At 62.9% G+C, this 13,155-nt stretch carries 10 protein-coding genes and 1 riboswitch; of the genes, 5 read left to right on the top strand and 5 right to left on the bottom strand.

What is annotated here, in order from left to right; all coding sequences use genetic code 11:
- Positions 1–47: 47 nt before the first annotated feature.
- Both ACQY4T_RS03380 and ACQY4T_RS03375 read right to left on the bottom strand, forming a co-directional pair.
- The gene (locus ACQY4T_RS03380; RefSeq protein ID WP_428537662.1) at positions 48–2,045 is read right to left on the bottom strand and encodes a TonB-dependent receptor plug domain-containing protein; all 1,998 of its coding nucleotides are present in this window, start codon (positions 2,043–2,045) and stop codon (positions 48–50) included.
- A gap of 83 nt (positions 2,046–2,128) precedes the next feature.
- Positions 2,129–2,317: riboswitch (cobalamin riboswitch) on the bottom strand.
- Between the two features lie 98 nt (positions 2,318–2,415).
- Entirely contained in the window at positions 2,416–3,582 is a 1,167-nt protein-coding gene (locus ACQY4T_RS03375; RefSeq protein ID WP_428537659.1) for an aminotransferase, read from the bottom strand.
- A gap of 487 nt (positions 3,583–4,069) precedes the next feature.
- Between ACQY4T_RS03375 and ACQY4T_RS03370 the strand changes: the two genes are divergently transcribed.
- The 5 genes from ACQY4T_RS03370 to ACQY4T_RS03350 all read left to right on the top strand — a co-directional run bounded on the left by ACQY4T_RS03370 (position 4,070) and on the right by ACQY4T_RS03350 (position 9,681).
- Entirely contained in the window at positions 4,070–4,408 is a 339-nt protein-coding gene (locus tag ACQY4T_RS03370; RefSeq protein ID WP_428537656.1) for a P-II family nitrogen regulator, read from the top strand.
- Positions 4,409–4,618: 210 nt separating this feature from the next.
- On the top strand, positions 4,619–6,064 hold the full coding sequence (glnA, locus tag ACQY4T_RS03365; protein WP_428537653.1) for a type I glutamate--ammonia ligase: 1,446 nt from the start codon (positions 4,619–4,621) through the stop codon (positions 6,062–6,064).
- Positions 6,065–6,437: 373 nt separating this feature from the next.
- Positions 6,438–6,776, top strand: coding sequence for a P-II family nitrogen regulator (locus tag ACQY4T_RS03360; protein WP_428537651.1), 339 nt, complete (start codon positions 6,438–6,440; stop codon positions 6,774–6,776).
- 25 nt (positions 6,777–6,801) lie between these two features.
- On the top strand, positions 6,802–8,202 hold the full coding sequence (locus ACQY4T_RS03355; RefSeq protein ID WP_428537648.1) for an ammonium transporter: 1,401 nt from the start codon (positions 6,802–6,804) through the stop codon (positions 8,200–8,202).
- 195 nt (positions 8,203–8,397) lie between these two features.
- Positions 8,398–9,681 (top strand): outer membrane beta-barrel protein, encoded by a 1,284-nt coding sequence (locus ACQY4T_RS03350; RefSeq protein ID WP_428537645.1) that lies wholly within the window; start codon positions 8,398–8,400, stop codon positions 9,679–9,681.
- A 46-nt stretch (positions 9,682–9,727) separates the two neighbouring features.
- Here the strand turns inward: ACQY4T_RS03350 and ACQY4T_RS03345 are convergent, their stop codons facing one another.
- Genes ACQY4T_RS03345 through ACQY4T_RS03335 form a run of 3 tightly spaced genes read right to left on the bottom strand, consistent with a single transcriptional unit; the run spans position 9,728 to position 13,129 of the window.
- Complete coding sequence (locus ACQY4T_RS03345; protein ID WP_428537642.1) at positions 9,728–10,489, bottom strand: SDR family NAD(P)-dependent oxidoreductase; 762 nt, start codon at positions 10,487–10,489, stop codon at positions 9,728–9,730.
- The gene (locus ACQY4T_RS03340) at positions 10,486–11,421 is read right to left on the bottom strand and encodes a 3-hydroxyacyl-CoA dehydrogenase family protein (RefSeq protein ID WP_428537639.1); all 936 of its coding nucleotides are present in this window, start codon (positions 11,419–11,421) and stop codon (positions 10,486–10,488) included. Before ACQY4T_RS03340 ends, ACQY4T_RS03345 begins: the two co-directional genes overlap by 4 nt.
- Positions 11,422–11,437: 16 nt before the next feature.
- A complete protein-coding gene (locus ACQY4T_RS03335) occupies positions 11,438–13,129 on the bottom strand; it encodes a thiamine pyrophosphate-binding protein (RefSeq protein ID WP_428537636.1) in 1,692 nt (563 codons plus the stop codon).
- Positions 13,130–13,155: the final 26 nt, after the last annotated feature.

The following is a 13,155-nucleotide window of genomic DNA, read 5'->3' as shown; positions in this document are numbered from 1 at the left end:
CAAAGGGTGCGTCGCACCCTTTGCGGGTTCGGGCAGAGCCCGACTTGCTACAGCCGCAACCGGATGCCGGCCAGCGCAGTCGGCCCGGGAATCTGATAGCCATTCACCGGCTCGAACTTCGAATAGAAGATGTTCCAGCCGTTGGCGTAAAGCTCGACACGCGGCGTCAGCCGGTAGTTGACCGCGAGGTTGGCGACCAGTCCATGCTGGCCGACACCCGGTTGCAAGCTGCTGTTGCCGCTATCATCAATCAAGAAATCCCGGTCGGATCCGGTATATATGATTGTGGTGACAACGCTCAGGCCGGTTAAAGGCCGTATCGTCACGTCGGCGGATGCCTGGTTCTGCGGCCTGCGCAGCAATTGGGAGCCTTGGCCAGCCGGTTCGCCGTCCGAGGCGGTGTTGAGGAAGCTGTAGGTGGCGTGCAGATCGATCCAGTACGCCGGGCGCACGGTTGCCTCGGTCTCCACGCCGTGCAGATGGGCCGAGGCCAGGTTCACCTCGGTATTCATCGTCTCGGAGGTTGGGACATTCACCAGCAGGTCACGGATGCGCTGGTCGTAGTAGGTCGCCCCAAGGGTCGCGAAATTGGGTCGCCCGGCGGCCGCAATATCGCTGGTAAAGCCGGCTTCCCAGCCCTGTGACTGTTCCGGTTTCAGATTCGGATTGCCGACATAGCCGAAAGAGTCGACCCCGAATCTATCAAACAAGGACGGCGCTCGGAACGCGGTTCCATAGGCGACCTTCAGGTGCGTGGCGATCTGCTTCAGGTCGTAGACACCGCCGATCCGCCAGGTGGTCGGCGCGTTTTGATCCACCCAATCCTGCCGCACCTGTGCGGTGAGCGCCAGCCGTTGCAGCAGCGTGGTCTGCAGCCCGGCATAGGCTGCGTGGGTGGACATATAGGCCGACGTGCCCTGGGCGAACGGGAACCCGGCAAAATTTTCATTGACCCGGACCTTGGCGGTGTCACCGGTAAATTCATAGCCGAAGGTCATCGCGCTGGCGGACAACCCGGGTACCGCAATGACATCGTCCAGATGCAGCGTGTTGTTCCACTGCAGATCGGTGCGGTATGAATGGTAGCGTGAATCCGATGTTGCCTGGTTCGGATCGGCCGGCGCCAGCGGCTCCAGATAGCGCCGATCATCCTGCAACTGTCCCAGAAACACCCCGGTTTCCAGTTGGCCGTTGAACAGATGGGTGGTGCCGCCGATGCGACCCAGCACGGAGCTCGCTTGGCCGTTGGAGTTCGAGTCATCGAATGTCGGGGTGCCGAGTGTGTTGAAACCGAAATAGCTGGTGTCGGCGCGCAGAAACAGCGACAGCCGAGTACCTTCGACCGGTGTATAGCCAAGATTGAGGGTCAGGATACGGTCGCGGAACCCTTGCGGCACATCGGTGTAGGAACTCTCCCGTTGCGGCAGGGCATCGTAGCCGCGCTGCGACTGCGATTCGGCGGTGATGGCGAAATCGACCGGCCCCTGGATGCCGCTCGCGGTCAGATTGCCGCGCAGCAGTGCCGGATAACCGCCGGCCAGGTCGCCGCTCCAATGCACCCCCGGCTGGGAGCCACGGCGGGAAATCAGGTTGATCACCCCGCCGATCGCCCCCGACCCGTAGAGCGCCGCCATCGGGCCGCGGATGATCTCGATCCGCTCGACGTCGGACAAGGTATCGACGCCGAAATTGAACGCCGAGGTCGGATCAGCGGCGTCGTTGATCGGCATCCCGTCGCGCAGCACCAGGACGTGGTCGGAGTTCGTGCCGCGGAGAAACACACTGGTCTGACCGCCGGGGCCGCCGGACGGGCTGACATGCAGGCCGGGAACGTCAGTGAGCGCTTCGGCGATGGTGTTATAGCCGTGTGCCTCGATCGTTGCTCGATCAATGATGGTGACGCCGGCCGGAATCTGTTCGACCGGAGTCGGCACCCGCGTCGCGGTCACCACCGTTTCGGGTATGGCAAGCTGAGCGTCCTCGGCTCTTGCCGCTGTTATCGACAGCAAGGCAAGTGACAGGCAGATCGCGCGACCAAGGCGCATGCGGTTACTCCATCGACCGTTGTGTCGATTGCCCGCATACGGGTTTCTCCCCGCAGCCCCGGTTCACCTCGCCCGGAGCACACGCGCAGTCTCGATGCCGGCCGGTCTCCTGGCTCGCGGGTCTTGGCCTGGGTCCACCTTCTCGCCCGGGGAGGCACCTCCTGGGGGCAATGGCATAAGGACCTGGCTCGCCGCTTACAGTTGCGAGGGCAGCCGCCGTTCGGCAGTTCCCGTTTCAGCCCATGCGGGCCACCGTCATCTGAGGTGCATTGTTAAGCACTGATGCTTCGGCTGGAAAAGTGCCGATGCCGAAGTCATGCGCCCGCATACGCCGGCGGTTCGTGGTTTCGGTCGCCTCCGAGACGCGGCATCATCGGGCCGCAAAATGACTTTTCAGGCGGTCGATCGCCTGTTGCAGCACCTCGAGCCGTTTGCAGAAGGCGAAGCGGGCGTAATGCCGCGGTGCGCCCGGTTGCTCATAGAACGCCGAGACAGGGATCGCCGTCACCCCGGCCTGTTCGGTGATGTGGCGGCAAAACGCGACGTCGTCGCCGGCAAAACCAAGCGGGGTGAAATCGGCGGTAAGAAAGTAGGTGCCGTGGGTCGGAAGGACAGAGAATCCGATCGAGGCCAGGCCCTGGGCAAGCTGGTCCCGCCGTGCCTGGAGATTGCGCGACAGGGAGGCGAAGTAGGCATCGTCCTTGGCCAGGCCGACCGCAACCGCGCGTTGCAGGTTGGGCGCGGTGGTGAAGGTAAGGTTCTGATGGGCCTTTTGCACCAGTGGCGTCAGGGCCGCGTTGGCTGTCACATAGCCGACTTTCCATCCGGTCAGCGAAAACGTCTTGCCGGCGCTGCCGATCCGCATGGTTCGCTGGCCCATGTCGGGCAGCGTCATCAGTGGAATGTGCCTGGCCCCGTCAAATGTCAGGTGTTCGTAGACTTCATCGCAGATCGCGTAGGTGTCGTGGCGGGTGACCAGATCGGCGATGAAGCCCAGTTCGTCGGCGGTGAACACCTTGCCGCAGGGGTTCATCGGCGAGTTGAAAAGGATCGCCTTGGTATTGGCGCCGAATGCGTGCGCGAGTTCGTTGAACGGCAGGTCCCAGTGCGGCGGCGACAGGCGTACGATGCGCGGTATCCCGCCCAGCATGCGAACCACCGGCACGTAGGTGTCGTAGAGCGGCTCGATCAGGACGACCTCATCGCCGGGGTCGACGACCGCCATCAAGCTGGCGGTGATCGCCTCGGTGGCGCCGGATGTCACCGTGACGTCGCGCATCCCGTCAATGTCGAGGCCATAAAAGCGGCGGTTCGCCGCGGCGACGGCCTGGCGCAAGTCAGCCACGCCCGGCATCGGCGGATACTGATTGCGGCCGTCGCGCAATGCGTCGCAGGCGGCCTGCACGATGTCGGCCGGACCGTCGGTGTCGGGGAAGCCTTGACCAAGATTGATCGCCCGATATTCGGTGGCGAGCGCCGACATCACCGTGAAGATGGTGGTGCCGATCGATCCCAGGTAGCTGTTCGCGCCGCGCATCGGTCATGCTCCGTCGTGGTTTAGCCGCGCGAGACTGGCCGCGCGAGACATTGAACTGCCGTCCTCAACTTGCACTGGAAAGACCTGGAGGCAAGCATAGCGGCCGGCTATATTGACTCCACCCGATGCATAAAAAACGGGCGACATGCATCCGTTTCCTCTGCGCAAATAAGCGGCAATCGGTTGCGCCCCGTTGTCGCGACCCGAAGCGCCGTCGGTATAGAACTGCCGGGCCCGGGCGGGGCGAGGTCGCCCAGCGCGGCGGCCAGCATCAAGCGGGCTTGCAGCAGGGGCGCGGGATTTGCGGCTGGGCGGGGACCGACTGGCGGTTTAACAGCCAAAAAAGGTGGATACCGTGCAACCTTCGCCGTTGTAGCTTGGCACGCCGCATGCAAACCTGTGGCGCTGTTCACGCCGCTGACATCCTTGACGCGACTCGGGCAGCCTGAACTTTGTGGGAGGCCCGGCTAAACCGGGCTTGATGAGCATGAAAAAGATCGAAGCCGTCATCAAGCCGTTCAAACTCGATGAAGTGAAAGAGGCGCTGCACGAGGTTGGACTGCAGGGGATTACCGTGGTGGAAGCTAAGGGTTTCGGCCGTCAAAAGGGTCACACCGAGCTTTACCGAGGTGCCGAGTACGTGGTGGATTTTCTGCCGAAGGTGAAGATCGAAGTCATTTGTGAGGATACGGTTGTGGAGCGGGCGGTCGAGGCGATCGTGAACTCTGCTCGTACTGGCCGGATCGGCGACGGGAAGATCTTCATTTCCAGTGTCGATGAGGTTATTCGCATTCGGACCGGCGAACGTGGGGAGGACGCGATCTAATCGGCTTGCCCGACCCCGTGTCTCCGCTCCCGGCGGTTCCGGTGCGGGTGCGATTTCCCACTCAGAACGGATTTGTTGGTTTCCAACCCCTGCTCGGCGTGGCCAGCGGGATCGAGACGATTGAGCCCCGCGCAGGCCGGGGTGTTCGGCTGTCGCGTCGTGTGACGGCAGGACGGTTTTGGCTTTCAGACAGAGAACGAGGGTAGCAGGATGGCGAAGAAGCCGGCAGTAACAGCATCAGATACGGACAATGGCGTGGGCAAAGTGCTCAAGATGCTGAGTGACAACTCAGTCGAATATGTGGATCTGCGATTCACCGATCCCCGCGGCAAGTGGCAGCACACCGCCCAGCATGTCTCGACCATGGACGAGGACGCGTTCCGTGACGGCATCATGTTCGATGGCTCATCAATTGCCGGCTGGAAGGCGATCAACGAGAGCGACATGATCCTGATGCCGGACCCGGCGACCGCGACGATGGATCCGTTTTCGGCCAAACCCAGCATGATCGTGCTGTGCGACATCATCGAACCGTCCACCGGTCAGTTCTACGCCCGCGACCCGCGCGCCACCGCCAAGTTGTGCGAAGCCTACGTTAAATCCAGCGGCGTGGGCGACGGCGTTTCGATCGGCGCCGAGGCCGAATTTTTCATCTTCGACAGTGTGCGGTTCGGCACCGGCGGAAACTACGCCAGCTTCCAGGTCGACAGCGTCGAAGGCCCCGGATCCAACCTGAAGGACTACCCGGAAGGCAACATGGGTCACCGGCCGACGGTGAAGGGAGGCTACTTCCCGGTTCCGCCGGTCGATGGTGACAGCGACCTGCGCGCGGAGATGCTGTCCACCATGGGTGAGATGGGACTGACGATCGAAAAGCATCACCACGAGGTCGCCCAGTCGCAGCACGAACTCGGCTTCAAGTTCGGCGCGCTGACCGCAATGGCGGACCAGATGCAGATCTACAAGTATTGCGTCCACAACGTCGCTCATTCCTACGGCAAGACGGCGACGTTCATGCCGAAACCGGTCTATGGTGACAACGGGTCGGGCATGCACACCCATATCTCGATCTGGAAGGCTGGACGGCCCTTGTTCGCGGGCAATGGCTACGCCGACCTGTCCGAGACCTGCATGTATGCGATCGGTGGCATCATCAAGCATGCCAAGGCGATCAACGCCTTTTCAAACCCGTCGACCAACAGCTACAAGCGACTGATCCCGGGCTTCGAAGCGCCAGTGCTGCTGGCCTATTCGGCGCGGAACCGCTCGGCGTCGTGTCGCATTCCATACACCACCAACCCGAAGGCCAAGCGGGTGGAGGTTCGCTTCCCGGACCCCAGTTGCAACCCATATTTGGCCTATTCCGCGATCACCATGGCGGCGCTGGACGGCATCATCAACAAGATCCATCCGGGCGATCCGATGGACAAGGACCTGTACGATCTGCCGCCGGAAGAACTGAAGGGTATCCCGACCGTATGTGGCAGCCTGCGCGAGGCGCTTGGGGCACTGACTGCCGACCATGACTTTCTGCTGGAAGGCGGTGTGTTCAGTTCGGACCAGATCGAGAGCTATATCGAGCTGAAGTGGAATGAAGTGTATCGTTTCGAACACACACCTCACCCAGTCGAGTTTGAAATGTACTATTCGGTCTGAGCAGACGGGCTTCAATACCCCCGCCGTATCTTCGCGGCGGGGTTTTCTTGTGCGCAAAACATACCCGACGTCTTCGTCCGATGCGTCCGCACGGCGAACCGCGTTAGCCAAATCCGTTGGTGGGGCGTCGGCGAGGGGATTCGCAGACGGACAGGGCCGTGCACGGGCAACTGCCTGATTAATGTGCATCGAAGCCGATCAGGTTTGGTGGAAATACCGCCGGCGACGCCGGGGGGATGTTGGCATGATTGTTGATTCTATCTGAAGCGCGTCTGGCCGTGGTTCATCGTAACGGCGCGGCGAAACGGCAGCACAGGACGGAAAAAATGCAGGACTTCCCCCACCGCGACGAAAAACTGGAGGACCGGCCGACATGAAACTCATCATGGCCATCATCAAGCCGTTCAAGCTCGACGACGTGCGGGAGGCCCTGACGCCGCTTGGCGTGCAAGGCCTGACCGTTTCAGAAGTGAAAGGATTTGGCCGGCAGAAAGGTCAGACGGAAATCTATCGCGGGGCGGAATATCACGTCAGCTTTCTGCCCAAGATCAAGATTGAGGTCGTGGTGCCGGATGATCTGACCGATCAGGTGATTGAAGCGATTGCAAAGTCCGCGCATACCGGCAAGATCGGCGATGGCAAGATTTTCATTATCGACATCGAGCGCGCCATGCGCATCCGCACCGGCGAAGTCGATGCCGAAGCGCTGTAAACAAGAAGCATAGGGAAACAGGACTATGAAGAGACCCCGTTACTTCTGGGGACTGAGCGCGCTGCTGTTCGCTCTGTTGCTCGCGCTGCCGGCTTTGGCCCAGAATGCCGCTGCGCCAGCGGCGGCGGCAGCGGCCCCGGCCGGCCCACCCAAACTCGACTCAGGCGATACCGCCTGGATGCTGAGCAGCACCGCGCTGGTGCTGTTGATGACGATCCCCGGCCTGGCGCTGTTCTATGCCGGCATGGTGCGGAAGAAAAACGTGCTCGCAACGATGATGCAGTCGTTCACCATCTGCTGCATCGTAACGATTGTCTGGGCGGTGGCTGGCTACAGCATCGCCTTCACCACCGGCAACGCATATATGGGCGATTTTTCGCGCATCTTGCTGAACGGGATCGGCGAGCACATCGTCAAGGGGAACGATTCGCAGGCGTTCGTGTTGGCCTCGGGCGTCAAGGGTGTCGCCGACATGACGACGACGATTCCCGAAACGGTCTACATGATGTTCCAGATGACCTTTGCGATCATCACTCCGGCGCTTATTGCCGGCGCGTTCGCTGATCGCATGAAATTCTCGGCGCTGTGCATCTTCATGGCGTTATGGTCGTTGCTGGTCTACTCACCGATCGCGCACTGGGTCTGGTCGCCTTCGGGGTGGGCCAATCAGATGGGGATCTTGGACTTCGCCGGGGGCACCGTGGTGCATATCAATGCCGGGATCGCCGGTCTGATGTGTGCGCTGGTGCTCGGAAAGCGGGTCGGGTATGGCAACGACAACATGGCGCCGTTCAACCTCTCGCTCGCGGTCATCGGCGCCTCACTGCTCTGGGTCGGCTGGTTCGGTTTCAACGCGGGTTCCGCGGTGGCTGCCAACGGCCGCGCCGGCATGGCGATGACGGTGACCCAGATCGCCACCGCAGCGGCGGCATTGGGCTGGATGTTCGCGGAGTGGATTACCAAAGGCAAACCCTCGGTGCTGGGCGTGATCTCTGGCGCAGTTGCCGGTTTGGTGGCCATCACCCCGGCTTCGGGCTTCGTGCTGCCGGGTGGGTCGATCGTGATCGGCGTCGCCGCGGGCGTGATCTGCTTCTGGGCGGCCACCACGCTGAAGCACCTGCTGGGCTATGACGACAGCCTGGACTGCTTCGGCGTGCACGGCATCGGCGGCATCGTCGGCGCGCTGCTGACCGGTGTGTTCTCCTACGGTCCGCTGTCGGCGACCGACGCCTCGCCGGATGGCAGCCCGGGCGGGCTGGCGCAGCTTAAGTTGCAGGCCATCGGCGTATGCTCGACGTTGGTCTATAGCGGCGTCATGACGCTAATCTTGCTGATGGTGACCAAGGCTCTGGTCGGGCTGCGGGTTGGCGAGGACGAAGAGCGCGAAGGTCTGGATATCGTTCTGCACGGCGAGCAGATCTTCTAGACCACAACAGGGCGTCCCGATTGCTCGGGGCGCCCTTTTTTTGTCCGTGTTGCAAGATGAGCACCCCAGCGCAACAGACTGTTCCTATAGTTTTACCCGGACGTTTGTATTGCGTCTGCATCAGACCAGGATGGAACATATAAAATGCCTATAAAACCAGTTCGGCACGTCGCGTCGCTCGCCGCGGCAGTCGCGATGGCAAGCACGGTCGTACCGGCAGCCGCACAAACGCCGGCCCCGCCGGCCGCGACCCAAACAGCGCCTGCCCCGACGCCGGCCCCGGCAGCGCCGCCGCCTGGCTTCTGGATCGATGGCATCCATCTGTCCGCCCAGATCGAAGGCGGTATCACCGGCAACTTCGCCGGGCCGAAGCAGAACTTCGGACAACTGTTCACCGATAAACCGAATACCGTTCTGCTGAACCAGATCCTGCTGACCGCCAACAAACCGCTCGATCCCAAGGCCACCGATTTCGACTGGGGTTTCAAGCTACAGGGCATGTATGGTTCCGACGCCCGCTACACCCACTTCCTGGGTGAACTGGACAGGGTCAATCCTTACGACCGCGACCAACTCGATATCGTCGAGGCGAACGCCCTGTTTCACCTGCCGGTGCTGTTCGATGGCGGTGTCGACCTAAAGGCGGGGCAGTATTCAACTCCGCTTGGCTTCGAAACGATAGACCCGTCAACCAACCCGTTCTATTCGCATTCCTACATTTTCAGCTTCGGTCTGCCGTTCAAGCACACCGGCGTCCTGACTACCAGCCACGTCAACTCGATGCTTGATGTCTACCTGGGAGTGGATACCGGATCGAACACCACGTTCGGGCCGTTGGGCGAAAATAACAGCGCCCCGGCGTTTCTCGGTGGAGTCAACCTGACTCTGCTGGGCGGCAATCTGACGGTCCTGGCACTGACCCACATCGGGCCCGAGAACGCGTCCCGCGCGCTGTCGCCAGCCGGCTTCAACGCCGACGGATACTACCGCTACTTCAATGACATCGTGATCACCTACAAGGCGACCCCGGCCCTGACACTAACCACTGAACTGAACTGGATTCGTGACGACTTCGGAGCGACGGGTTTTGCCACCGGGAGACCATCGGCGTCCAATGGCCTCGGCATCGCCCAATACGCCAGCTACACCCTTACTGACACGCTGACGCTGAACGGACGCGGCGAATTATTCCGAGATGATAATAATTTCTTCGTGGCCGGGTTCGGCGCCAACAACGGTTTTGACCAGTTCCAGAAAGGCTTCGCGACACCCACGACCACCGCCCTGCATCAGACTACATACGGCGAAATCACTGTTGGCGTGTCCTACAAGCCAGCCAACCTGCCGTCAGTGATAAGCGGCTTGTTGATCCGCCCGGAAGCGCGGTGGGATACGGATCTTGGGGGTGCCCGTGCCTTCAACAGCAACAAGGACAACAGCTCGTTCACCTTGGCGTCGGACGTGGTGCTGACGTTCTGAGCTGAAGGCAACAGGCCAGGCTGACCGTCCCTGGCCTGCTCGCCAACTACAGCGTCAGACCACCATCCACCGTCACCGTCTGGCCAGTCACCATCGCCGCGCCGAAGCCAAGAAACACGATCACCTCGGCTAGATCGTCCGGCTGACAGCGGCGCTTCAACAGCGCCCGCTCGATCGATTGTTGGCGTTCCTCGTTGCTCCACTCCACCATCCAGGAACTGTCCACCGCGCCGGGGGCGATGGCGTTCACCCGCACCTCGGGCGCCAGCGCACGCGCCAGGTTTTGCGTCAGGCTGACCACGCCGGCCTTGGTCGCACCATACGCCAGGCTGCTGCCGGCACGGCCGAGCCCGGCGATCGAGGCGGTGTTGACGATCGCGCCGCCAGCTTTCTTCAACGCCGGGGAGGCGGCCTTGGCGCAGCGAAACACGCCGAGCAGATTGGTTTGCAGGAGCACCGACCATAGGTCCTCGGTGATCAGGTCGAGATCCTGTGGTGCGATCCGGTGTCGCGTGCCCGGTGTGCCGGCGTTGTTGACCAGCAGGTTCAGGCCGCCGAGTTCGGCAACCGCCTGTTCAACCATCCGCACCGCGTCAATGGCGTCGGACACGTCGCCTGGAGCGAGCACCGCCTTGCCGCCGCCTGCGACAACGCGATCCACCGCCTCGGGCCCGCGCGGGTCATCGGTCAGGAAGTTTACCGCCACGGTGGCGCCGAAGCCTGCCAGCATCTTCGCCGTTGCGAAGCCGATTCCAGAGGCACCACCGGTGACCAGGGCGGTCTTGCCGGTAAGATCGTAGCGGATCATTTGCCCTCCATCGGGCCGATCGCCCGCCAAGCTTGTTTCAGTGCCAGGAGTTTGCGGTCGCGTTCGCGAAACAGCTCCTCGGGTGTGCGGTCGCCCCAGTCGAAATAGCCTTTGCCGGCCATGACACCGGTGCGGCCGTCGGCAATAAGTGCGTCCAGCGTCGTGCTGTGGTCGCGCGGTGCAGGCGGCGTGTAGCTGCGGTTGCGCATACCTTGTTGCATCAGCAACAGTCCGGTGAAGTCGGCCTTGGCCATGATGCCGAGGATCGGGATGCGCACGGCCAGCCCATGCAGCACCGAGTCGTCGATGTCCTTCGCGGTGACCAGACCCTCGTCGAGCAATCGATAGACTTCAAGCTGCATCGCCGCTTGCAGGCGGTTGGCGACGTAGCCTTGCACCATCTGCTTGAACACCACCGGCGTCTTGCCCATCGCCGCGACGATAGCGCGCACCGCTTCTACGGCGGCCGGATCGGTTCCGGGCCCTGGGCAGAGGTCAACAAGATCGCACAGGTAAGGCGGCGTGTACCAGTGCGCGATGATGGTCCGGGCCTGCAGGCCGTCCGGTATCAGCGGGAAGATATCGAGGTTCGAGGTGTTGCTGGCGAGGATCGCCTGGGATTCCATCAGACCTTCGAGCTCGGCGTAGAGCGAGCGCTTGACGTCGGGGCGCTCGACCACGGCCTCGACCACCAGGGTGGCACCTTTGACGGTCTCGGCCAGTGATGGGACGCAGCGCACCGCGTTCGCGAGTCGCTGGCGGTTCCAGGTGCCGTCGGCTTCGCCGGCCTCAGCCAGGGTTGTCAGCGCGGTGGCCATCAGGCCGGGGGCGCGTGCCAGGGTTGCCGCGTCGTTATCGGTGAGGCGAACACGGTGGCCGCCGAGCGCGAACACCAGGGCCAGCGCGTGGCCCATCAGGCCGGCGCCGAGCACCGCTACATCGGTCATGCTACACCCCCTCCGGCAACCAAGGTTCCGGCGCTCGGCAGTCGATATCGGTAGCGACGTCGACCACCACGGTTTCATCCGATGCCAACGCTTCGCGCAGCGCTGGGCCGATTTGTTCCGGGTCTTGAACGCGTACTCCGCGCAGTCCGAACACCTTGGCCAGATCAGCGAAGTTGGTTGGTCCGAAACGCACCAGTTCGGCGACGTCTCCGGACTTGTTGCCTTGCTGGCGCTGAATGTTCGGCCAGCCCTGGCCGAAGCCCGCATTGTTATTCACCACCAGCACCACCGCGATGCCGCGACGCCGGGCGGTTTCCAGTTCGCTCAGGTGGTAGTATAGCGCGCCGTCGCCCGACCAGCAGATGACTTTGCGATGTGGCGCCGCGCATTTCGCCCCAAGTGCCGCGGGAAACGACCAACCGAGCGATCCGGCTGCTCGTAGATACGTCTGCCCTTCGCCGTTGAGTTCGATCAGCGAACTGCTCCAGATGCTGGAGTAACCGGTATCGGCGACCAGGATGCCGTCGGCCGGCAGGGCGCGGGTGATCTCGTCGCACAGGCGGTCGGGCCAGATCGGCGTGGCGTTGCTGGCCAACGCGGCGGAGCGGTCGTGCCGCCAGGCGGAGACGATGGCGGCGGCGCGATCAGCGAATGCGGTGTCTCGCCGCGGCCGGCCCAGCGCGACAAGCAAGCCTGCCAGGGTGGCTTTCGGGTCGCCCATCAAAGCTGTGGTGTTGGGATAGGAACGGCCGATCTCGGCGGGATCGAGGTCGATCTGCAGGCGTGGCGTATCGATCGCCGGGATGCGCCAGCCATGGGTGACCTGATCGCCGGTGTCGCAGCCGATGAACACCACCAGGTCCGCCTGGTTGACGATCTGGTTGGCCGGCGGCGCGGCGTAGTTCCCGGCGCAACCGATCGACAGCCGGTGGCGAGTGGGTATCAGGCCGCGGCCGCCCAAGGACGTCGCGATCGGAGCGGCCAGCAGTTCGCCGAGCGCGAGGATTTCCCTGCCGGCAGCCGACGCGGTGGCGCCTTCGCCCGCCACGATCACGACGTTCGTTGCTTGTAAGATACATTCTGCCGCACGCTGGATTTCCGCCGTCGAGGCAACCGGTCGATGCGGCGGCATGGTCAGTTGCAGGGCGCGATCGGCGACCGGGGCTTCTTGCACCGCGCCGGTCTCGATCACCTCGGCCTGCAGGCCATTGAGGTCGAGGTGGGCGGGACGCGGCGTGCCGGTCATTGCCTCGCGCCAGGCCTGGCGCATCAGCCGTGGCAGGTCGGCGGCCTGGTCGACGCGGGCGGAGAATTTTGTCACTGGCGCAAACAGCGGGGTGTGCGGAAGCTCCTGATAGGCGTTGCGGTGCTGCATCGAGGGCTGTTTGTGCCCGGTCATGGCGATCACCGGGCTGCGGCCGAGATAGGCATCCTGCAGACCGGAGGCCAGGTTCGCGGCACCGACCGACTGGGCGAAGCAGATGCCCGGCCGGCCGGCGATCCGAGCGTAGCCATCGGCCATATAGGCGACCGCCTTCTCACTGTGACCGAGCACGCGCTTCACGCCCAGCGTGCCCAACTCGATCAAGGTGCGGCGCAACACGGCGTCGATGAAGAAAACGTGGCTGGTGCCGTTGGCGGCTAGGCTACGTGCCAGGTATTCGGCCCCGGTGACCGGTTCGGTCTGTGGCATGGCTGATCCCGCGTGGTCCGCGCTGG

Source organism: Rhodopila sp. (assembly GCF_965277825.1).
Taxonomy (GTDB): domain Bacteria; phylum Pseudomonadota; class Alphaproteobacteria; order Acetobacterales; family Acetobacteraceae; genus Rhodopila.
This window is presented reverse-complemented; position numbering and strand designations above follow the sequence as displayed.

Bases quoted from the DNA above. Each gene is read 5' to 3' on its own strand.
- ACQY4T_RS03380 (WP_428537662.1), bottom strand. From the start codon at position 2,045: ATGCGCCTTGGTCGCGCGATCTGCCTGTCACTTGCCTTGCTGTCGATA.
- ACQY4T_RS03375 (WP_428537659.1), bottom strand. From the start codon at position 3,582: ATGCGCGGCGCGAACAGCTACCTGGGATCGATCGGCACCACCATCTTC.
- ACQY4T_RS03370 (WP_428537656.1), top strand. From the start codon at position 4,070: ATGAAAAAGATCGAAGCCGTCATCAAGCCGTTCAAACTCGATGAAGTG.
- glnA (WP_428537653.1), top strand. From the start codon at position 4,619: ATGGCGAAGAAGCCGGCAGTAACAGCATCAGATACGGACAATGGCGTG.
- ACQY4T_RS03360 (WP_428537651.1), top strand. From the start codon at position 6,438: ATGAAACTCATCATGGCCATCATCAAGCCGTTCAAGCTCGACGACGTG.
- ACQY4T_RS03355 (WP_428537648.1), top strand. From the start codon at position 6,802: ATGAAGAGACCCCGTTACTTCTGGGGACTGAGCGCGCTGCTGTTCGCT.
- ACQY4T_RS03350 (WP_428537645.1), top strand. From the start codon at position 8,398: ATGGCAAGCACGGTCGTACCGGCAGCCGCACAAACGCCGGCCCCGCCG.
- ACQY4T_RS03345 (WP_428537642.1), bottom strand. From the start codon at position 10,489: ATGATCCGCTACGATCTTACCGGCAAGACCGCCCTGGTCACCGGTGGT.
- ACQY4T_RS03335 (WP_428537636.1), bottom strand. From the start codon at position 13,129: ATGCCACAGACCGAACCGGTCACCGGGGCCGAATACCTGGCACGTAGC.